The sequence below is a fragment of the Paenibacillus radicibacter genome (assembly GCF_024721995.1).
Taxonomy (GTDB): domain Bacteria; phylum Bacillota; class Bacilli; order Paenibacillales; family NBRC-103111; genus Paenibacillus_AM; species Paenibacillus_AM radicibacter.
The window spans coordinates 76,084-98,809 of sequence record NZ_JANQBC010000008.1; the positions used below are offsets into that span (position 1 = coordinate 76,084).

The following is a 22,726-nucleotide window of genomic DNA, read 5'->3' on the forward strand; positions in this document are numbered from 1 at the left end:
GTTAGTCCATCCGAAGGGCATCAATTGGGCGTAATTTGGCTGCTTTATTCGCTGGGAACAGACCGAACACAACCCCGATGAATAATGAGAATGAGAACGCGAGTGTAATAATTTGCCACGAAATTACAACGCCTAGTGCGAACACCTTCGCTAGACCAATTGCGAGTCCAATCCCGACAATAACGCCAATGAGCCCACCTGTTGCACCTAGCATGATGGATTCAATTAAGAATTGCAGCAGAATATCCCGCTTCTTCGCCCCAACGGCTTTTCGAATGCCAATCTCTCTAGTCCGTTCACTAACGGATACGAGCATAATATTCATAATGCCGATCCCTCCAACTAGCAGGGAAATACCTGCAATACCACCAAGTACCGCAGAGATTGTTGACATGATACTTGCGCTGGAATTTAGAATGTCTTGTTGATTAAAAATCGTAAATCCATCGCTGTTCGCAGTCTTGAATCGCTTAAGCAGATCCGCTTTAAGACTATCCATCACACCATTCACGTTCTCTGCACTATCGACCTGCACGATAAAACTCTTAATTCCTGGATTTGCGAGCACCCGCTCCGCAGTCGTAAGCGGAATAATGAGCTTATCGTCATTCGATCCGGCAAAGCTGGACCCTTTGGATTCAAGCAGTCCTACTACGCGAAACGGAATCCCATTAATAATGACATCTTGACCGACTGGATCAAGAAGACCGAATAAGTTGGTAGCAGTGGTCGTACCGATCAATGCAACTTTCTGTCTATGGTCAATGTCCGCTTGCACGAGGAATCGCCCGCTCTGCACATGAAAGTTCTGCACCGTTTCATAATCAGGCGTAACCCCTTCTACGGGAACATCCTTGTTCTTACTACCGTTCTTGGCTTTCACGCTGCCTCTAATTGTAGGCGAAACCGCAACAACATTCGGCTTACTTGCATAAGCCATCGTATCTTCTAGACTGAGTGACGCCTTCGTTCCCCGTCCCGTAATGCTAACTGAAAGTGTGTATGTACCGAGCTTATTCAGCTCACTCTTGATGTTGCTGCCAAGTCCTTGACCCAGAGAGACGAGAGCGATGACGGAGAATACCCCGATAATCATCCCCAGAATCGTTAAGAATGAGCGCAGCTTGCTGCCGATCATGCTCTTCCATGCCATCTTAAGCGCTTGGGCGAATATCATGACGCAACACCTCGATCCTCGGTGATCTGACCATCCTGAATCCGAATAACCCGCTTCGCTTGATTCGCAATCTCGGGATCATGAGTAATGACGATGATGGTATGTCCCTTCGCATTTAGATCGTGCAGCATCTGCATAATTTCTTTGCCTGTCTTCGTATCCAGCGCACCCGTAGGCTCATCGGCAAGTAAGATTGGCGGATCGCCCGCTAGTGCGCGCGCAATCGCTACCCGTTGCTGTTGACCCCCTGATAACTGCATCGGTTTGTGATGAGTTCGATCTGCGAGCCCCACATTCGTAAGCGCAAGTTCCGCCATCGCATGGCGTTCTTTTTGCGAGATTCCGCGATAAATGAGCGGTAACTCCACATTTTCCAAGGCAGATAATTTCGGTAATAAGTTAAAGCTCTGAAATATAAATCCAATCTTCTCATTACGCACCTGCGCCTGCCGATTCTCCGACATGCTACTGACTTCTTGCCCGTCTAACAAATAGCTGCCCGAACTCGGAATGTCCAGACATCCGATCATATTCATAAGTGCAGACTTACCCGAGCCTGATGGTCCGACGATTGCAACAAACTCACCTTGTTCAATGGAAAATGAGATTTCTTTGAGAATCGGAACGACCTCGCCAGCCATCGTGTATGTCTTCACCAATTGATTGATTTCAATAAGCGGTTTATCTTCCATGCCGCAAGTCTCCTTATCTTCCATTTCCACCACCGCTAGATCGAGTGAATCCTTGACCTTGACCTCCAGCGCCTCCACCAGCAGGCATACGCGCACCGTCGATCATCATAACTTGTTGTTTAGCCTGTTGATTAGAGCTTGATACGGTTGCAGGTAAAATGACTTTCTCGCCCGGCTTCAGACCGCTAACGATTTCAATTAAGCTCTCGTTGTGAATGCCTACTTGAACTTCGCGCAATTTACTTGTACCTGTACCTTGTGCTCCTGTTGTTGGACGGGACATGGTTTGTGATTGACCCGATGGAGCTTGCGCAGGCTGCATTTGCCCTGCTTGTGCTTGAGATTGACCACCCGATGCTTGGGATTGACCGCTACCTGATTGCTGATTTTGCCCTTGTTGTCCTTGACCTCGCTGTCTAAACTGACCGGATTGACTTGATTGGCCAGTTGAGTTTCCAACACCTGTATGTCCCTCTCCGTTAGTACCACTAGGCTGTGAAGAAGCTTCAGGGTGAGTAGAAGCTGTGGAGTCTGATCCAGCTTGCTTATTAGGCTCAGCAGATGCGGATGCTGCTCCAGCAGTATCAACAAGCTCTTCCACCATCACATAGCTCTTACCTTGTCTTTGCTGAACCGCTTCAATCGGAACGACGAGAATGTTCTGCTTCTCCTCGATCTTAATATCTGCACGAGCCGACATTCCGGCTTTAATCGTTGTATCTGTTCCGCCTGTAACACTGAGTGTTATTACGAACACTGATACCCCATTCTTCGCTGTCCCTTCTTTAGCCACTTTCGTGACAACACCGCTAAATTTATTACCAGGAGAAGCGTCAACGGTGACGTCAGCTGGCAAGCCTTCTTTTATTTTCAAAACATCCATCTCATCGACTTCAATGTCTAATTTTAAATTATCGTAATTTACGATTTCCCCAATTGTTGTATTGCCCGTTACTTGATCACCAAGGGCACTGTTAAGCGTAAGAACATCTCCATCGATTGGTGATACAACAGGTGCAGGCGGCTTCTGATCATTCAACAAGGATTGAATCTTGCTCTTGGAAAGATCGATATCCAGCATCTGCTTCTTGATATTAAGCTTCATGTCTTCAATCTTCGTCTCATCCGTATTATCTTTAAGTGCTTGCTGCGCTGCATCAAGATCCATCTGCTTTTTTTGCAAAGAGAGTTGCTCTTGATTCAGTGAGTCTTTGACATCCTTGCCCTCGAATACGATTAGCTCCTGCCCTTTCGTCACATGATCGCCCTGTTTAATGGAAAGTGTCTTAATCTTGCCGCCGTCTCCACCCTTAAGGGTCTGTCTTTCAGCCGATGCAATGACACCTGATCCACCCACGCTAACCTTAATGGAACCTTGCTTTACTTGCGCTGTATTCGTGACCATCGGCTTGACCTGATTGGCTTTACTGGAAACATAATACCAACCCCCGCCTCCAGCCGCTAATACCACAATGCTTAGCGAAATGAGCAACCATTTCTTCTTATTGCTGCGACCAACATTCCCCATACGCTTAACCAGTCCCCTTTCCTATGTACATGAAAGCCCGAATTCGCTGTACTAGATTCAAGGTACTAAGCAAACCTGAAGAAATAATGAAAATTGTCTTAATAATCTATTAAAAGTCCGAATATTTGAATTTATTATCTCTGTAAATAAATAGAAAAAAGAGGATCCTAAGATCCTCTTTTCAAAAGATACATATATTAATTCAGCCTCTGCATAAACTCCTCGGCTGCACTATACCCTTGAAGCTGCAAGTACCAGTTGTGGGCAGCAGCCTCAACAAGTCCTGCTACATCGCGACCTGGTTGAAGTGGAATTTGAATATGTGGGATGTTCACGTCCATGTAGCTGGTAAACCTCGATTCCACTTCCAAGTCATTATACAGTTCATTCTCGTTCCACTTTACAAGTTCAATATCGAGCACAATTCGTGATTCATCTTGGAAAGCGCCTCGACCATAAATACGAGCAACGTTAATGAGACCAACACTGCGAAGTGCAAGCAATTCCCTCGTTGCACCTGTATGTGTTCCGATAATGTTCTCCGGGTTAATCTTCTTAAGCACAACTGCATCATCTGCAACTAATCGATGTCCGCGACGAATGAGCGTCAGCGCAGTTTCACTCTTACCAATTCCTGATTTTCCACGCAAAAGAATCCCGATCCCAGCTACATTGACGCATACACCATGCACTTGGATCTCTTCCGCTAAAGCTTTGGCTAAGTAATTATCCACTAGCTCAATAAACTTCGTCGTCGGCTGCGGTGTGCGCAGAAGTGGAATATTCTCACGGGTACAATGTTCGATTAAGTAATCTAGGCCCTCTTGGTTCCACGTCACAACAAAGCATGGCGGATGGTACTGCACGACATTCTTAATCCGGCTATCCCGCTCTTCTTTGCTTAACGTATGTAAGTACGCCACTTCCTTCTCACCCATGACTTGTACATGCTCTTGTGGGAAAAATTCGAAGTATCCAACAAACTCAAGGCCAGGACGGTGTACACTTTTCTGCACGATTACGTGATTTTCTAACTGGCTTTCCCCAGCAAGCACTTCTAACTTAAATCTATCAACCAAATTTTTAACGGTTATTTTTTTCACAAGGACACCTGCCTGAACCCATTTTTATTAAAAAGAAACAAAAATCCCCTCTTAAGTAGTGTACAACGAAACGCTTACTTTCGTAATAGGTTCTACTTAAAAGGGGAAATTATTTCATACATCAGGAACTAATTATCCTTGATTTAGTAACAATTCTTCACCAGCGATACCTGGGTGAGTCATTTCGTAAGGATCTAAGATTTTGTCTAGCTCTTCTTCTGTCAATAAGTTATGAAGTAAGATCAGTTCACGTACGGATTGACCTGTCTGAGAAGCAATACGCGCAATACGAGCAGCCGCTTCATAGCCAAGGTGCGGGTTAAGCGCCGTAATAATACCGATACTCTTCTCTACGTATTCTTTACACTGCTCTGCATTCGCTTCGATACCTTCAACACAGTGCGTTCTGAATACCGTGAACACATTGTTCATGAGGCTTAGAGATTGCAGCAAGTTGAACACAAGGACAGGTTCCATCACGTTTAATTCCAATTGACCCGCTTCAGAAGCTAGGCAGATCGTATGATCGTTACCGATAACTTGGAATGCCACTTGGTTTAGAACCTCACACATAACAGGGTTGACTTTACCCGGCATAATCGAGGAACCTGGTTGACGGTCTGGCAATTTGATCTCTGCAAAACCACTTCGTGGACCAGATGCCATTAGACGTAAGTCATTCGCCACTTTGGACATATTCATCATACATACTTTAAGCGCTGCGGAAACTTCTGTGTATGCGTCCGTGTTCTGTGTTGCATCGACTAAATCTTCTGCACCCACAATTGGCAAGCCGCTCACTTCAGCTAGAATTTCAACCACACGCTTAATATATCGAGGGTCAGCATTAAGTCCTGTACCGACTGCTGTTGCACCCATGTTTACTTCGTACAAATGCTCACGCGTTTGTTTCACACGCTTAATGTCACGCTCCAGAACACGACCATAAGCTGCGAACTCTTGACCAAGACGAATCGGAACTGCATCTTGAAGGTGCGTACGACCCATCTTAATAATACCGTCAAATTCTTTTGCCTTATCGAAGAATGCTCCTGCTAGTTGTTGCATCGTTACAAGTAATTTATCAATTAAATTTAGTGTTGAAAGGTGAATCGCTGTTGGGAATGTATCGTTCGTCGATTGTGCCATGTTCACATGCGTGTTCGGACTAACTTGGAAGTAGTCCCCTTTCGTTCCACCCAGGATCTCAATTGCACGATTCGCGATGATTTCATTCGTATTCATGTTGATCGAAGTACCTGCTCCGCCTTGGATCGGATCAACGATAAAGTGATCATGCCACTTACCTTGAATCATTTCATCGGCAGCTTGTGCAATTGCTTCACCGATTTGAGGTTGCAAACGCTTAATTTCCATGTTAGCAAGTGCAGCTGATTTCTTTACCATTGCCATTGCTCTAATGAGTTCTTCATGAATCCGATATCCGGTCATTGGGAAGTTCTCGATTGCTCTTAATGTTTGTACGCCATAATAGGCATCAACCGGTACTTCCTTAGAACCTAAAAAATCTTTCTCGATCCGAACTGCTTCTTTCGTCATTACAAAGACCTCCGTGTACATGAATAATGATTAATATCTAACACATGTTTACTCCTTAATCATACTCCTATTTCTGTGAGAAAAAAATAAATTATCACAATAATAAACAAATTATATCAGCTTTACTATAATCATAGGGAAAGGCTATCGTGGACAATCCCGATAGCCTTTCCCTGTGTTTATTTTTTCGCTAAATATTTCCGAATATCAAATCCGATCGCAGCGACAATGATTAACCCCTTAATAATAAGCTGCCAATATGGACTTACACCAATGAACGTTAAGCCATAGTTGATAACCCCGAAGATCATCACCCCTGCAAGCACGCCTGGTACCGTACCAATCCCACCTGAAGTGGATACCCCACCAACTACGCACGCTGCAATCGCATCAAGCTCATACATATTGCCGTAGTTGTTCGTTGCCCCACCTGTACGTGAAGCTTCAAGAACACCAGCTAATCCGTAGAGCGCACCAGCGAAAGCGTAAATATAGATCAAGTTACGTGCCACGTTAATGCCGGATACCGTAGCTGCCTGCATGTTGCCACCAATAGCATACATATTCTTACCCAAACGTGTCTTGGTAAAAATAATCCATGTAATAATCGCAACACCAATTGCTATGAGCACGATATATGGAATCGAGAATGAACCATTCGTTCCAATATACCCTTGTCCCAAGTTGGTAAAGTCTTCACGCAATCCGCCAATTGGCTGGGATTCATTCGGCTTCGTATCAAAGTAAATGGAGTTCAAACCATACACCATAACCATCGTACCGAGCGTTGCGATAAATGGCGGTACTTTAAACTTCGCCACGATCACACCATTGATAATACCGATAATCAAGCCCGTAATAATTGCAATTGCGATCGGAATGTACATATTTAACTCCGGTATATCCGGGAAAAACTTACGTGGATAATCGCTCATCTGGAGCATAGATGCAGACACAACCGCTGTTAGTCCCACTACCCGACCGGAGGAAAGATCCGTTCCCCCTGTAATGAGGATACATGCTGTACCTAATGCAATAATTGCGCGTGTAGAGGATTGTGATAAGATATCCCGCAAAATTGATAACTGTAAAAAGTTTGGATCATATAGCGCAATACCAATGACCAGCACGACTAATACGATATAAATCGCATACTGTGTCATGAAATTTCCTACTTTTTTGGCTTGCAAGCTGTTCATTGTTCATTTCCTCCAATCTTATGATCATTTATGCCGTATCTTGTGCGGCAAGGCGCATAATCTCTTCTTCCGTTGCTGTCTTGCCATCTACGATTCCAGCTAATCGCCCTTCACACATGACCATAATGCGGTCGGACATGCCCATAAGCTCTGGCATTTCAGAGGAAATCATAATAATACTCTTACCCTGCTTCGCAAGGTCCGCAATCATCGTATATATCTCGTATTTCGCCCCGACATCAATTCCACGCGTAGGCTCATCAAGTAATAGAATATCTGGCTCGGTTAGCAGCCATCTTGCGAACAGCACCTTCTGTTGATTACCACCAGACAGATTACCGATCAGCGACTTGTAAGACGGCGTCTTCACACGCAGCTTCTCAATACTCGCCTGCACCTCCACTTTGCGTTTCTTATCATCAATGAGGAACAAACGGTTCAAATACCGAGATAGACTCGTTATTACAGTATTCTCTAAGACCGATAGCACAGGGAATATCCCCGTCACCCTGCGTTCTTCTGTTAGTAGTGCAATCTTCTGGCGAATCGCATCACGAGGTGTTCTAATGACTGTTTCCTTGCCATGCAGCATGATCTTGCCACCAGACAAGGTGCGAAGCCCGAACAGTGACTCCATGAGTTCCGTACGCTGTGCGCCAACAAGACCGCCAATGCCAAGTACTTCCCCTTTTTTCAGTGTAAAAGAAACATCTTCGAACGATTTAGCCACAGCAGATGTTAAACCTTCTACTCGTAGAATCTCTCCGTGTGGAATATTGCTGCGCTCTGGGAAGCGTTCGGTTAGATCGCGACCGACCATTTTGCTAATAATGAGATCGGTTGTAAGCTCGGATGCCGGCCATGTGCCTGTGCGCTTGCCGTCACGCATAATCGTTACATCATCGGAGATACGCAAAATTTCTTCCATTTTGTGTGAAATATATATAATGGCGACGCCACGACTCTTCAATTCACTAATTATTGAGAATAATTGTTCGACCTCATTGCCTGTTAAGGAAGAAGTCGGTTCATCCATAACGATCACTTTCGCCTGATAAGACACGGCTTTCGCAATTTCCAGCAGCTGAACTTTGGAAACGGACAAGCTGCCAACGGTAGCTTTCGGATTAATATCCAAGTTCAATTCTTGTAACAGCTTCTCTGTGTCATGAAGCATTCTCTTACTATCTACGAATTTAAAAAGTCGATAATTTTTAAGTGGAAACCGACCCAGCCATAAATTTTCCATTACACTTCGATAAGGAATCGGATGTAATTCTTGATGAATCATCGAGATTCGATTGTTTAATGCATCTTTGGAATTTTGAATGATCACTTTCACGCCATCTAAGTAGATCTCACCAGCATCTGGTGTGTAGATTCCGAACAAACATTTCATCAGTGTGGATTTCCCTGCACCATTCTCACCCATAAGTGCATGTACAGTGCCCGGACGTACTTGGAGCGTGACATCATCCAGCGCTTTCACACCAGGAAACTCTTTGGCGATGTTCTTCATCTCAAGTAAGAACTTACTCGGGGTCATCGTAACGCCTCCTGCCTATTGCAATTCACCTATCCGCTCTATAACCTTTTTCATCTGATTCATGAACAAAGGAGCAACGTAAGCATACATTGCTCCCTTGTCATTCTTGTGAGTAACGTTATTATTTTGCGTCCGCCATATTGTCTTTCGTAATTTTCTTATAAGGAACCCATACATATTTGCCATCTGTTACATCGTAGCCTGTGTTATCTTTGTTAGGCGTTTGACCTTGTGCAAGCACGTTCGCTAAGTTGAATGTCGCTTTACCTTGGTTCTTCGCATCGTTCAGAACGGTTCCAAGCAGTGTACCTTCTTCAAGAGCTTTAAGCGCAGGAGCTGTCGCATCAACACCTACAACCGGCATGAATTTATTATCTTTAAAATAGCCCTTTGCTTTCAGTGCGGAAATTGCACCAAGTGCCATATCATCATTGTTCGCAAGAACGGCTTCAATTTTGTCACCTTGTGCAGCTAGGAATGCTGCCATCTTGTCTTGCGCTTTAACAAGATCCCACATCGCTGTATCTTCCGCAAGCTTCTCCACTTTCATGCCTGCATCAACAATCGCTCCGATGGAGAACTTCGTGCGAAGTTCAGCATCTTGGTGACCTGGCTCGCCCTTAAGCATTACGTACTGGATCACGCCGTCTTTGTTCTTATCTGCTTCAGGATGTGCCTTGAAGTAGTCGACTAACAATTGACCTTCCATCGTACCGGATTGCTCCGCTTTCGCACCTACGTAGTACACTTTATCCCACTTCTTCATATCATCAGCAAGCGGTTCACGATTGAAGAATACAACAGGTGTACTTGCTGCTTTGGCTTTATCGATAATGACGCTTGCAGCTGTACGGTCAACGGGGTTGATCGCAAGTGCATTTACTTTTTCGTAATGAATAGATCGACTTTATCGTTCTGTGTCGGCTGTGAGTTCTGGCTGTCTACGATATCAACTTTGCCTTTTCCTTCAGCTGCTGTGGAGATTGCATTACGCACCCCAGTCATGAACGTATCATCGAATTTGTAGATAGCTACACCAATTGTGGAGTTACCACCCTTAGCCGCAGCTGTTGCTGCTGGCGTCGCTGCCGCACCTGGTGAACTTGTCGCACTGCTTGAACCCCCACTGGATGTGGAGCAACCTGCTACCATGACCGCTAGGGCACCTGCAACTACGATTGGAAACAATTTTTTCATATTCATATACCTCCCCTTAAATATTCATAATTAGGATTTCTTTCTCTCTACACCCTAAATGTAAGGGATTACACAGTGAAAACAAATATAAAATCCTCATGTGTTCTAGCAAAATCCTCATGTGTTTAGGCGGGTTCCAACAGTCTGCTTGCTGCGGATAAAAGAATCACTTCCGGTCGCTGTCTCAATCGTGAATTCTGAATTGGATTTATGGTATTTTCACGATTTCAAAGGCGAACGCTACGCTCCTACAGTGACTCTTTTCTCCTCCGCCGGACTGTTGGAACCCGCAAACGGCGCACAACCAGCACACTCCTATTTCACGAACGGGAACAACAACTTCTGGTTCTCCGACCAGAACATGTTGGCAAGGTCGATAACCTTGAAGCCGGTGTCGACGCGCTTCGGGACATGCATGCCCCGTGTGGCTTCGATGGCATATTTGACGCCTAAATAGCCGATGCTGAATGGATTTTGTACGATGGTGGCTTGGAGCACTCCATCTTGTAAGAACTCTAATTCAGCAGGTGTGTTGTCGAAGGCGACGATCTTTACTTTGCCAGCCAGTCCTGATTGTTTGATGGCTTCGGCAACGCCGACAGATGCTGCTGCGTTCAAAGCTACGATACCGTCTACTTGCCCATGTTTCGCTAACCATTGCTGTGTTAATTGCTTGGCTATTTTCACATCGGACTGGCAATAGCCGGTCTCTAGAACTTTTACATCCGGATACAGCTTGAGTGCATCTAAGAAGCCTTGCTCACGCAAATCAGCTTGATGGGATTCTTCGACAAAGCTCATCATGGCTATTTTCCCTGATGTTCCGACTAACTCAACTAGCTTCATGCCTGCTTTCTTTCCCGCTTCATAATTGTTCGTACCAATCACACTTTTAACCGTATCTGATTCCACTTCGGAGTCTACGGTAATGACCGTAATGTGCTGTTTACCCGCTTGCTCTGTAATCTCTTGCAGGGACGATTCATCACTTGCAGCAACTACGACGGCATCCACACTGCTGCGAATCGCCTGTAGCGCCATATTATGAAGTCGATTCGTGTCCTCTTCTAGATCTGGCGCAATGAAATTCAAGTTCGCTCCGAATTCTTTGGCTGCTGCTTCAGCACCCATACGAATCGTATTCCAATAGTCACCTTGCTTTAGCTTCGCAACGAATGTCACCTCTTTGCGCTGATTCGCGCTCTGTTCTACCGTCTGATCGGAGCAGGAACTGATCGATAATACGATACACAGCAGCATGAACAACAATCCGATTCGCTTATTATCCACTTGCTTCATCCCCCTCTTTAAGCAGTGGCAGCCATATTCGAACCTCTGTGCCTTCTTCTAGCTCACTTTCAATTTCGAGTCCGTACATTTCGCCAAAATATAGCCGGATTCGCTCATGCACATTACGTACACCAACACCCGAACCTGCATCACTCTTCGTTTCACCAACTAGGATGTTGGCAAGTGCCTCCTGCTTCATCCCAAGCCCATTGTCCCGAACGACAATTAACACTTTCTCATCAACTACAGAAGCAGTAATCTGAATGAGCCCTTTATCCACCATATATTCGATGCCGTGATAAATCGCATTTTCTACAATGGGTTGGAGAACCAGCTTCGGCGTTAAGCACACCAGCGCTCTATCATCGATTGTTATTTCATAATCGAATTTATTCTTGTAGCGCATCGTCTGGATGATCAGATAGTGCCGAATATGTTCCAATTCTTCTTGAACCGTAATGATCGACTTCCCCCGACTCAGCGATATTCGGAAGAACTTCGACAGCGACGTAATCGTCGTCACCACATCTTCACTCTTCCCGCTTCCGACCATCCGAACGACCGAATTTAGCGTATTATAGAGAAAATGTGGGTTAATCTGCGACTGCAGCACTTCCAACTCATTCTTGCGCTTCGTCTCTTGCTCTCGCATGCTCTGATCCATTAACTGCCTAATTCGCGCGACCATGAGGTTGAATCTACGAGATAACTGCTCAACCTCATCGCCGCCTTTTACATTGATGCTAATATCAAAGTCTCCACGCTCGACTTGTTCCATGGACTTCTTCAAGCGATTAATCGGTTTGGAAATGCGTGCCGACATGAAGGCTGATAACAGCAAGATACAGAGGATTACGATCACAAGCAGCCACACGATAAAGCTGCCCGTATCCTTTTTTACCGTCACAATTTCATTCAAATACGATACGCCGATAATTTTCCATCCAATATTGCTAACCGTCTTCACCGTAATTAACCGCTTCTCATCGTTCATCTTGTCCGTATAACGTCCATACGAGAACTGCAAAGCTTGTTCAACATTCTCATATTTCAGTCCCACATTAATTAATTGCTGCTGTGGATGATAGACAATGTTACCTGCCGACTCATCAATGATATATACATAACCTTTCTTTCCCAGACTTACCCGCTGACACAGATCATCAATTGTCTTGAAATTCACATCGATTAAGAGCACACCGCGAACTTGCTCCCCACCTCGATTGAATACAATTTCCTTACTCATCGAGACGACCCATTTGTATTGATCCTTGAATATATTCTGGATGTGCGGCAGCGAGAAAGTCAGGTGATTCGGGTTCTCCATCGCCGCTTGGAACCAACTTTGCTCCTTATAATTCACATTGCGCCGGACATCGTGCTTTGGAATTTCAGTAAAAATCTCGCCTTTATTCGTAAATAGCGCAAGCGATACAATATCTTGCCTTGAGCTTAGAATCCCATCCAATTGCTCACGCAGCACATCGCTTTCCACCGCTTTGTTATTCTGGATCTTGTAATCAATGACTTCGAATAGATCGGACATCCCTTTGATGTAATACTCCAAGTTGTAACTAACCTGATCGACGATTTGCTCGGTATTTAAGAACGCATTCTGCTCCGCCGTATTGGAAAATTTCTGATAAAGAGCAATCCCGACTATTAACATCACGACTGAGATTAAGGTAAACGAAACCGTGATGACGAACTGGATACTCTTCACCTTTACATTGTGAAATGACCTCCGCAAGAAACGTTTCATCATCCTGCCGCTCCTGCCACATTCCGATACTCTTTCGGCGATTGACCTACGAATTTACGGAAGCTGTGACTGAAGTAATTCGCATCGGCATAGCCAACCTTTTCCGCAATATCTAGTGCTCGAAGATCAGTCGTTCGCAGTAATTCTTTCGCTGCCTCCATGCGAACTTGTAGTAAATAAGTGACGAACGTCAACTTCGTTTCCTTTTTAAAAATACTACTGAAGTACCCGGCGCTAATATGGAGATGATCGCACACCTTCTGGATCGAGATGTCACTTTCGGCATAATGTTCTTTCGTATAGTGAATCGCCTTATTGACTAAATGCGTATAGGTTGATTGACGCGCAGATGAAATTTGCTCCATCATCCGCATGCAAATATGTAAGAACCAACTCTTCGTTTCACTCAAATTCGTAAATTGATACAGCTGTGCAAGCGGCATGCTATTCATACCAAAGACCGTATCCAAATCCACATTCGCATCCTTGGCTGCCTTTAGAATCGTTGTCATCATCTCTAGCAAATAGATCTGATAGTCCTTAAATGAAATATTCCGATCCGCAATACCTGCGAACAACGCCTCGACGATAACTGTGATTTCCTCAGCCGTTCCAATCTTGATACCAAGAATGAGTGAATGCGCTTTGTTCTCATCGAATCGTAATTGATCGTTAAAGCGCTTCTCCACATCATCAATACAGATCACACGGTTATTGCCCAGAATCGGACGATAGTCGAGCGCTTGCCTAGCATCCTCATACGAATGACTCAATCGAACCGCTTCATGCTCAACCGTGCCCATACCGATGGTTACCGTCGTTTTGAGATGCTTTTCAATACTTTGGCGAATTTCATTCAGCACTTGAATCGTGGTATACATGATCGCTTCACGATCACCTTCATCACTTACTGTTAGCAGGATCACATCTTCATGGTAAACAAAAGCAACCCCAAGACCGTGCTTATCCACAATTTCTTCGGTAATGTTAAACACAGCGAATCCTTGAAGTTCTTTATTCGAGGCGTTCATAAGAGAAGATTGCGTAGTCTGTGCATCCATGCGGATGACGGATGCCAAGTATCCTTTTCCAAGCAATTGAAGCCCATAATAGTAGGATTTATCTTGGATTTGCTGCGGGGTGAGTCTTCCGTTAATAAGAGAGGTGAGAAAGTTTTCTCTGAGAATCGGGAGGCTTTTGCGATATTGCTCCTTGAGCGTTTGAATGTCTTCTTTTTGCGCAATTTCCTGATCGATCTTATCTTTCACCTTCACAAGCACTTCGATCAATTCTTGTGCGGAAAAAGGCTTGAGCACATACTCGTCAATATGAAGATGTACCGCTTTCTGCGCATATTCAAACTCGTCGAACCCGGTTAATATGATAATCTTCGTATGCGGATATTTCTCACGAATGATCTCAGATAGTTCCAGACCGTCCATAAAAGGCATTTTAATATCTGTTACTACCACATCAGGCAGTGACCGCTCTATAATCTCTAATGCATCGATGCCGTTATCTGCCTTCTCTACCGCCTGAAAGCCATATAGGGACCAATCCACTTCATCTCGCACATCTTCTTCATCATCAACAAGCAGCAATTTATACATGGTTTCTCGTACCTTTCTCTATGGAAGATTGCGTAATAATACATTGCGAAGTGCCGTTCGATCCCTAACTTCGACTTTACCGCGCTGCGTCTGGATAAAACCTTCCCGGCGCCATTCACCCAATATTCTGGCAACAGTTTGCCGAACAAGCCCACAGCATTGCGCCAAATATTCTTGAGGTACAGCAATTGTTCCATGCCCGCCTTCTTCTTGCTCCAGCCACAACAGCACATAAGCGAGGTGAGCATGAGCATCAAGTAAAGCTTTGGCAATCATGCGTTCACCCGATATCTTGAGGCGCATCGCAAATGTCTTCAGTAAATATTGCACGAGGTCAGATTCTGTTCGAATTAATTGAAGGAATTGTTCACGTGGAATCACGATAAGTGTACTTGCATGCATGGAAATCGCTGTAACAGATTGAGGTTCATCGATCAGCATTCCGAGTTCACCGAAGAAGTCATACTCTCTTCTGACCTTCACAACGATCTCTAGATCATTAGGACCACCGACAAACTCTGCCACGCCACCTGACATCACGATATATACGGCTTCCGCAGGCTCCCCGCGAGTAAAGATCGGTTTACCCTTCGGCACCTGTTTCATGTAACAGCATGTAGAGAGGGAGATAAGTGCAGCTTGACTAAGTCCAGCAAGAAGCGGAACCTTTTGAATAAACGAGTAGATTTCGGAAGCTTTCATTCGTGAGTCTGCCACATGCAATCCTCCTGACCGTTTAAGAATAGAAAGCGCTTTCTATTGTATATATCTCAAAGTTCAACGAAATATTATCATATTTATATCTGTTTGGCATTAAGAAAAAAGACAAAAAAAGACGATCCACATAGGACCGTCGGTCAATACATCCACTTACATCGCTTGATGATGATTTGCAGCTTGTGTTCTCACTCTAGTCTCTACACCGAGCAGAAGCATCGCAAGAATACCTACGATAAGCAATCCCGTATTCACATACATCACACCGCTAAATCCATAACCTTGCAAGGTAAGACCAATAAGCATCGGTGCAGCAAATCCAGCAATCCGACCCATACTTGTCGCAAATCCAAGTCCACTTCCACGGAGCAATGTTGGGAACAATTCAGGTGAGTAGATGTACAAGACAGATGTCATTGCTGAGGAGAACCAATAGAGCGGTAAGATCCACCATCCACCGAAGGCGAGGAACAGCAGTCCTGCAATCGCATAAGTCAGAAAGCAGAGAATGAGCGTCTTGCGTCTACCGATATAATCACACAAGTAACCCATTGCAATTCCTGGTGTACCTGTGCCGACGAGCGCTGCGATAAGCGTGAACTGATAACCTGTTGTCAGCGTATAGCCCATCGATTTCGTTAGAAACGTCGGCAGCCATTGAATAAATCCATAGAACGTATAGCTGGAAATAAACCAGAGAATCGCCACTAAGATCGAGAACTTAAGCAGCTGCGGGGTAAATAAGGAGCGCAAGCCACTCTTCTGACCAACAGATTGTTTCGCCGCCTCATTCTCCATTTCTAGTGCCTCTTCAAACGGAACCGTAACTTGACCCAGCGCCTTCTGTTCAATACGTTCGACCGTGCGAATCGCCTCTTCCTTCCGTCCTCTGCTCAGTAACCAACGAACCGATTCAGGCAGCATGCGGATAACGAATGGGATGAGTATGATTCCAAGTGCGCCGAACGCGAACACATAGCGCCAGCCTTCTTTCAAGTTTGGAACAAGCAACATCGAAGCAACTACGGCTAAGCAGTACCCAATTCCGTTACCAATGGTGAACATTCCCATGAATCTACCTCGTACCTTCACTGGCGTAAATTCACTGACATAGGCGGAAGCAACCGGAATAAATCCGCCTAATCCAACACCGGCAAGTACACGAAACAAATATAGAACTGTGAACGTTTGAGAGAAACTAGACAATCCTACAAATACGGAATAAATAATCGTGGTGAGAATGAGCGTTTTCTTCCGACCGATCACATCTGTCAAAATTCCGAATACAGCGGCTCCGATCAATAAGCCAAGTGAGCTTCCAGAGAGCAGTACACCGATCATCGAAGGCTACAATTTCCACGCCCCAGCAATAACAGGCATCGTCATCGCAATAGAGATTTGATCAAAATTCTCGAACGTAATCCCCAGCGCGCAGATAAGCAGCAGCCTCCAATGCCAGCCGTTCACACGCATGTCATCCACTCTGCTTAACAAAGACCTGCTAGACGGGCGATTTGACATGTTCATCGTCTCCTCCACATGAATTTAGTCCATCGGCTGGAGCCATTGATCTCTCGGTGTTTCCCGAATGTAAGGCATGAGTATATAGGAAGGGTAATCCGCATCTCTGTATATTTTGTAATGAATCGTATTGGCACTTGGAATAGGTCCCATGAAACCTGTCTTTCCCGTCCAGCTATTCTGCTGATGCTCGAATGGGTCCGCACTCATAATCTCAATTTCAATGCGATGACCAGGTCCAAATACCATGCCAATTGGATTGACCTCAATGACATACTCACTGATCTCTCCATGAACAACGGGAACCGACTGCGTATGATCATGGACAGGACGTCCTGGAAGCGACTTCTCCGTATCTAGCTTGTGCGATGCTCGTAAGGCACCCCAACGTGACACCGGTAATCGACTACCTCCCGGAAGTATATCCCACAGTTTCACGATAAAGTTCGCATCCTCTGCATCAATTGCAGCGAACAAGTGTAGCTCAATCGGACCTGTGAACTCCATTGGGCGAGTTAGAATATCCGAAGTGTACGTAAGCGTTTTCACTTCTGTCGATATGTTAGGTGGCAGATGAGTCAGACTATCCGGGGGTACCTGACCTTCTGGATCTACCTCCCAGCGAAGTTTGCCAAAACTGCGTAAATACAACTTCCGCCACTCGGTTCGTGCCAGCGGCCACTCCTTCTCATAACGATAACCAGCACCAATAATGTTCAGCTTAATCGGTGGTTCATCCATGATGCCTGTATCCACACCTTTGAGCCAATGATCATACCATCGCAGACTCTCTTCGTTCATAAACCGATAAGGCAGCTCAAGTCCGTTATACGCTTCCATCACTGCCATTCGCTTCGGCACATTCAAGCTTTCATTATTAAAAGCCTCAAAGGCAGGCGCGCTCCAACGTCCGTTCGGCGACCAACCGCACTTCATGTACACCGGAACCTTTACTTTGTCATACATCGACTTAGCCGATCGCGCTTCCCAGAATGGACCATCATGCGGATGCAGCAAGTAATCCAGATAGAACGTGTGATACTTCGGCGGCCATGTCGTTAATATTTTGGCAAAATAAGAGTTCACTGCGATGTCCGGATCTTGAAGTCGATCTGCCATCTTTTGTTGCAACTCTTTGTCGTCATATAACTTCGTTGACCACGCAACTGGATTGTTCGCTGGAGATAACTCCCAATAAATACTCATATACGTATTTCCCACACCGCCATAATAGCCATGCTGATAATAATCGTTCGTAAAGGACAACGGCATGATGCATTTCAGATGAGGAGGCTGCTGGGCTGCTACAAGCATTTGGATAATCCCAAAGTACGAGTAGCCGTTCATCGCCACATTGCCATCACACCAGGGCAGTTCAGCCATCCATTCAATAACGTCATATACATCTTCTTGTTCTTGCGGATTATATACCCCATAGAACTCACCTTCCGATTTACCAATTCCACGCGGATCAGGAATAATGAAGCCGTAGCCTCTTTTGACATAGAAATCAATATCCCCTGCTTCCAAGCTATGATCGAATAGTAGCGAACTTGGAGGTATCGTCCCCCGCTTCATGGACTGGATCGTCTTACCATACGCTGCCCAAGATAACAATGCTGGGAACTGCTCATCCTCTGTATCCGGCCTAAAAATATCCACACAAATCTTCGTACCGTCCCGGAGTGTCATCCAGACGTCTCGTTCCTCTTTTACCTGATAAATGGGTTTTGATAGCTGCTCCAAATTTTTCGTATACCTGCTGTCCCAATACGGGGGAACCCGATCAAGACCTGCTGTTTCTTGTAAGTCGATACGCATGATGTCGCCCTCCTTTCACGTATTATTGATAGTTTAAGGGGAGCAAGCATCACCGTCTATCGCATATGCGACATAAAATCAAATTGTCTGAAAATTTATTTGAGAATAGAAAGTTGTTCCCTCTCTATTCATGGTGTAGGATAAAAATACAAGTAACTTTGAAGAAACCGATAAGATAAGGGGACTCGCTCCATGCAACAATATAATGAACAAGAGTACAATCAAGTTGATTTTAGCCATGCCGACTTTAGAGAAGGTGAATTGAACAAGTGCACATTTACTAAATGCCGCTTTACGGGTGCGCATCTAGATGAAGTGTGGACGAATGCATGCCATTTTATCGAATGTGATTTTACGAATACCGCATTCAATGCTTCTATACATAAGGGCTCGTCCTTTACGAATTGCCGTTTCCGAGGGGCGAATCTGTTCGTCGCTAAATTTGAATCTTGTAAAATGGTCGGTTCTGACTTTGCCGAAGCTCATATGGATGGGATCACGATACTTGAAGGCGATTGGTCGTATACCAATTTGCGCCATGCACATCTTGCCAAACAAAACTTACGCGGTGTTCGCTTCATTGAAGCTGATCTTCACGAAACGAATCTGGAGAAAGCGGACTTACGAGATGCCGACTTATCTCGCGCCCAAATGTCCAAATGCCGTCTGCATGGGGCTGATTTAAGAGGAGCGCTCTTAGATGGCGTTGACTTTAAGTTTCTCGATATTAAAGGGGTACGCATGGATATGCAACAAGCTGTAGCTGTTGCCCGCTCTTATGGTGCAAAGATCGACTAGGACCCTCCATTCCATACGAATGCACGAAAAATCCTGATCGCAAGCCCCCAGCTTGTAATCAGGATTTTTGTTAAGGTTATGATAAACCTTATTAACTTGCTGGAATCTCTCCACAAATGTGCATGAGTTGCTGAATGAGCGCATCCCGTCTGCGATCTTGCAATCCGATTATTCCCAAACCGTATTGTCTTGGGAACAAATGGAAAGTTAAGGAAAGTGTCGTCTGTTTCATGAAATCTTCAACACCTGTAAGTACCCCGTTGCGCACTCCATTCTCATAGATCGCATTGTTCAGCTCTGCATTAGCTCCCCCTACACTTGCAAGTTCAGACACACCATGCAGAATCCCCTTTTTCGCATAAGGCAATAAGTATTCGGGTGGAATTGTTTCTGGATTGTAGTACATGTCGCGTCTTGCATATGGCCAACAAACATCATGCATCAGAACAAGTGGGAATTTACCCGTACGTACGGCTTTTGCTTCAATTATTTTCAATTCATGATAAATCGTATACCAATTGTGATCCCCATCGAGGAAAATAACGTCATAATCCGTTAGTTGGGGAAGTGCCTCTAAGCTTGTTATAGGAATAAAATCCATAAAGGAACCTGCTTGTGTCATCAACATACGCACATTATCCGATAAGAACGGATCAATTACAGTGACATGCCCACTAAATCGATAGGCATAACTTAGTAAGTTCACTGTATTTATTCCATATTCACATCCTACTTCTACCATGCGCTTTGAATTCTCACTAAGCAATATAGGATATATGATTTTTTCCCAAAAAACATTCATGTAAGTACCACCCTCCTCTTGCAACTGACATATCTTATGCAAGATCAAGGACTCTCGTACTAAGCCTATTCGCACAATTCAACCCATATTTATCGCTCCATATGATCTTCTGGCTGGGCTGCCTTCACAGATAGTCCGCCATCGACCATAAGCAGATGACCGTTGATCTGCATAGACTCTTCCGAAGCTAGGAATACAACTGCATCTCCGATTTGACGAGCTGTTCCCAGACGTTTCATCGGATTGGCTTCAACTTCGCGATCATAAATCGTCTGATCTGCTAAGTAATCCCGACACATCTCAGTATCTACCGTACTCGGTCCAACACCATTCACATTAATATTAAATTTACCCAGCTCAATTGCCATTCCCTTGGTTAGCATGTGAGCAGCAGCTTTAGAAGATTGATAGTGAGGAATGACTGGACTTGTCACGACTAGGCTTGCTGTAGATAAGATATTGATAATTTTACCGTAACGACGTTCGATCATACCCTGAGCTGCCCGCTGAGAAGCTAAGAAGATCGACTTCACATTCGTGTTGTATGTACGATCCCAAGTCTCTTCTGTTACATTCAAAAAGGATTCAAACGGTGCTATCCCCGCATTGTTTACGAGAATATCAACTGGTCCAAGCTGTTCCTCCGTTTGTCTGAACATCTCTTCAACAGACGATTTGATGCCGACATCTGCTTGAACAATAATGGCTCTACGACCGAGCGCTTCCACTTTCCCCTTCACTTCACTTGACATCTCTCTAGAACTATCTGAACGGAAAATGATTGCTACATCTGCACCTTCTTCTGCAAGACGCAGAACAATCGCTTCTCCAATACCTTGACTGCCACCAGTAACTAGCGCTACGCGATTTTCTAACCTTTTCATGCGTTTCTCCTCCTATAAGCTCGGGCCGATTCGATTAATACTGAATTCCTGATGCCCTAGAACTTCTGCTTTTGTCAGCTGACCATCTGCTACATTCACGATTTCCTGCCAGATCGATTCTCCTGCTACTTCAAGACTCAGCGTACCTGCAAGCATATCACTTACATCAACATCCATATTGTCCGACATCCGATCGAACATCTGCTTGTTGCCTGTAATCTTAATAACTGGGATAACAGCAGCACCGGTTGGTGTTCCACGCCCTGTTGTGAAACATACGATATGAGCACCACCCGCAGCCATACCCGATACACATTCGATATCATTTCCCGGGGAATCCATGAAATAAAGTCCCCCGTCTGGAATATGTTCCGCGTATTCGATTACGCCTTTAATCGGGGAGGTTCCACATTTACTAATACATCCTAATGACTTCTCTTCAATTGTAGACAGACCACCTGCAATGTTGCCTGGACTTGGATTGCCGCCACGCATGTCCGCACCCATTCGCTCGACTTCTTTTTCGAACCGATCCACAATATGATAAAGCTGCTGCTCAATAGCTGCTGTACTGCAACGCTTCGCTAAGACGTGTTCCGCCCCGATAATCTCGGTAGTTTCTCCAATCACAATGCTGCCGCCCTCTGCAATAAGAGAATCTGCCGCAACACCAAGCGCAGGATTAGAAGCAAGTCCTGAAGTTGCATCAGACCCCCCGCATTTCACACCTACTTTTAACTTACTAAGCGGTACGGGCACTTTCTCCATCGTATCAAGCTCAGCACGCATCTTGCGAGCAAGTTCTACGCCATGCTGAATAGCTTTCACTGAGCCACCAACGGACTGGATATCGAATACTTCTACTAATTTTCCAGTTGATCGGATATCCTCCGCAAGTGCAATCGGGTCAACGACTTCACAGCCTAGACTAATGATGATGACCCCACCTACATTCGGATTCTTCCCTGTTCCTGCTAGCACATCGAATGTACGTGATTTATCTGCGCCAATCTGACTGCAACCATGCTGATGCGGAATCGCGACAGTATCCGGAACCATCTGCATGATGCGACTACACACCTGATTCGAACATATAACGGTAGGAATAATTAATAGATGATTCCGAATCCCGATCTCTCCATTTGCTCGCTCATACCCCATAATCGTTCTCACTGTGCATCCCCCTTTGCTTGGTCTCCTCTGCCACGAATACCTTCTATATTATGTACATGCACATGCGCACCTTGTGCGATGTCTAAATTCGATAAGCCAATCACTTCACCATACTTACGAACTTCAGTCCCTTTCGCAATTGTCTCCAGTGCAATTTTATGCCCAAAAGGAATCGCGTCAACCAACGTAACCTCGTGCAACTCTTCGCCTTTACGGTATTGAATACGTTCACCAGCTTGCATTTCCCGAATTGCCGTTGCTACATGATCTTGCTCATCCATCACGAGCGCGTCAGCACCCGTTTCAATTTTACCTGCCATCGTAGCTCATCCTCCCATGCCATGAT

The 22,726-nt window shown here is 45.0% G+C and carries 19 protein-coding genes and 1 pseudogene; 1 reads left to right on the top strand and 19 read right to left on the bottom strand.

Going from position 1 to position 22,726, the window contains the following annotated elements; translation table 11 throughout:
• Position 1: 1 nt before the first annotated feature.
• From NV379_RS15275 to NV379_RS15345, 15 genes and pseudogenes are all read right to left on the bottom strand, one after another.
• Positions 2 to 1,153: an ABC transporter permease gene (locus NV379_RS15275; RefSeq protein ID WP_258208189.1), complete on the bottom strand. Its 1,152-nt coding sequence runs from the start codon at positions 1,151 to 1,153 to the stop codon at positions 2 to 4.
• Between the two features lie 20 nt (positions 1,154 to 1,173).
• Positions 1,174 to 1,869: an ABC transporter ATP-binding protein gene (locus NV379_RS15280; RefSeq protein ID WP_258208190.1), complete on the bottom strand. Its 696-nt coding sequence runs from the start codon at positions 1,867 to 1,869 to the stop codon at positions 1,174 to 1,176.
• Between the two features lie 13 nt (positions 1,870 to 1,882).
• Complete coding sequence (locus tag NV379_RS15285; protein WP_258208191.1) at positions 1,883 to 3,397, bottom strand: efflux RND transporter periplasmic adaptor subunit; 1,515 nt, start codon at positions 3,395 to 3,397, stop codon at positions 1,883 to 1,885.
• 197 nt (positions 3,398 to 3,594) lie between these two features.
• Entirely contained in the window at positions 3,595 to 4,500 is a 906-nt protein-coding gene (gene hprK, locus NV379_RS15290; protein WP_258208192.1) for an HPr(Ser) kinase/phosphatase, read from the bottom strand.
• 132 nt (positions 4,501 to 4,632) lie between these two features.
• Positions 4,633 to 6,060, bottom strand: coding sequence for an aspartate ammonia-lyase (gene aspA, locus NV379_RS15295; protein ID WP_258208193.1), 1,428 nt, complete (start codon positions 6,058 to 6,060; stop codon positions 4,633 to 4,635).
• A 179-nt stretch (positions 6,061 to 6,239) separates the two neighbouring features.
• Positions 6,240 to 7,259, bottom strand: a complete 1,020-nt coding sequence (gene mglC, locus NV379_RS15300; RefSeq protein WP_258208194.1) for a galactose/methyl galactoside ABC transporter permease MglC — start codon at positions 7,257 to 7,259, stop codon at positions 6,240 to 6,242.
• A gap of 28 nt (positions 7,260 to 7,287) precedes the next feature.
• A complete protein-coding gene (locus tag NV379_RS15305) occupies positions 7,288 to 8,805 on the bottom strand; it encodes a sugar ABC transporter ATP-binding protein (protein WP_258208195.1) in 1,518 nt (505 codons plus the stop codon).
• Between the two features lie 121 nt (positions 8,806 to 8,926).
• A pseudogene (locus NV379_RS15310) lies at positions 8,927 to 10,002 on the bottom strand (galactose ABC transporter substrate-binding protein).
• Between the two features lie 315 nt (positions 10,003 to 10,317).
• Positions 10,318 to 11,292: a substrate-binding domain-containing protein gene (locus NV379_RS15315; RefSeq protein ID WP_258208196.1), complete on the bottom strand. Its 975-nt coding sequence runs from the start codon at positions 11,290 to 11,292 to the stop codon at positions 10,318 to 10,320.
• Positions 11,285 to 13,054 (bottom strand): sensor histidine kinase family protein, encoded by a 1,770-nt coding sequence (locus NV379_RS15320; RefSeq protein ID WP_258208197.1) that lies wholly within the window; start codon positions 13,052 to 13,054, stop codon positions 11,285 to 11,287. Before NV379_RS15320 ends, NV379_RS15315 begins: the two co-directional genes overlap by 8 nt.
• Entirely contained in the window at positions 13,054 to 14,664 is a 1,611-nt protein-coding gene (locus NV379_RS15325; protein ID WP_258208198.1) for a response regulator, read from the bottom strand. The genes NV379_RS15320 and NV379_RS15325 overlap by 1 nt, the downstream gene beginning before the upstream one ends.
• Positions 14,665 to 14,682: 18 nt before the next feature.
• Positions 14,683 to 15,381, bottom strand: coding sequence for a Crp/Fnr family transcriptional regulator (locus tag NV379_RS15330; protein WP_258208199.1), 699 nt, complete (start codon positions 15,379 to 15,381; stop codon positions 14,683 to 14,685).
• Positions 15,382 to 15,534: 153 nt separating this feature from the next.
• Entirely contained in the window at positions 15,535 to 16,722 is a 1,188-nt protein-coding gene (locus NV379_RS15335; protein ID WP_258208200.1) for an MFS transporter, read from the bottom strand.
• 6 nt (positions 16,723 to 16,728) lie between these two features.
• Positions 16,729 to 16,902: a hypothetical protein gene (locus NV379_RS15340; RefSeq protein ID WP_258208201.1), complete on the bottom strand. Its 174-nt coding sequence runs from the start codon at positions 16,900 to 16,902 to the stop codon at positions 16,729 to 16,731.
• 24 nt (positions 16,903 to 16,926) lie between these two features.
• Positions 16,927 to 18,723, bottom strand: coding sequence for a CocE/NonD family hydrolase (locus tag NV379_RS15345; RefSeq protein ID WP_258208202.1), 1,797 nt, complete (start codon positions 18,721 to 18,723; stop codon positions 16,927 to 16,929).
• Positions 18,724 to 18,915: 192 nt separating this feature from the next.
• Here NV379_RS15345 and NV379_RS15350 point away from each other — a divergent pair, with 192 nt between their 5' ends.
• A complete protein-coding gene (locus NV379_RS15350; RefSeq protein WP_258208203.1) occupies positions 18,916 to 19,521 on the top strand; it encodes a pentapeptide repeat-containing protein in 606 nt (201 codons plus the stop codon).
• A gap of 91 nt (positions 19,522 to 19,612) precedes the next feature.
• On the opposite strand, the gene NV379_RS15355 is transcribed toward NV379_RS15350, so the two are convergent.
• The 4 genes from NV379_RS15355 to NV379_RS15370 form a co-directional block, all read right to left on the bottom strand.
• The gene (locus tag NV379_RS15355; protein ID WP_258208204.1) at positions 19,613 to 20,323 is read right to left on the bottom strand and encodes a class I SAM-dependent methyltransferase; all 711 of its coding nucleotides are present in this window, start codon (positions 20,321 to 20,323) and stop codon (positions 19,613 to 19,615) included.
• An 89-nt stretch (positions 20,324 to 20,412) separates the two neighbouring features.
• A complete protein-coding gene (locus tag NV379_RS15360) occupies positions 20,413 to 21,207 on the bottom strand; it encodes an SDR family NAD(P)-dependent oxidoreductase (RefSeq protein WP_258208205.1) in 795 nt (264 codons plus the stop codon).
• Between the two features lie 12 nt (positions 21,208 to 21,219).
• The gene (locus NV379_RS15365) at positions 21,220 to 22,380 is read right to left on the bottom strand and encodes a UxaA family hydrolase (protein ID WP_258208206.1); all 1,161 of its coding nucleotides are present in this window, start codon (positions 22,378 to 22,380) and stop codon (positions 21,220 to 21,222) included.
• Complete coding sequence (locus tag NV379_RS15370; RefSeq protein WP_258208207.1) at positions 22,377 to 22,700, bottom strand: UxaA family hydrolase; 324 nt, start codon at positions 22,698 to 22,700, stop codon at positions 22,377 to 22,379. The genes NV379_RS15365 and NV379_RS15370 overlap by 4 nt, the downstream gene beginning before the upstream one ends.
• Between the last annotated feature and the right edge of the window lie 26 nt (positions 22,701 to 22,726).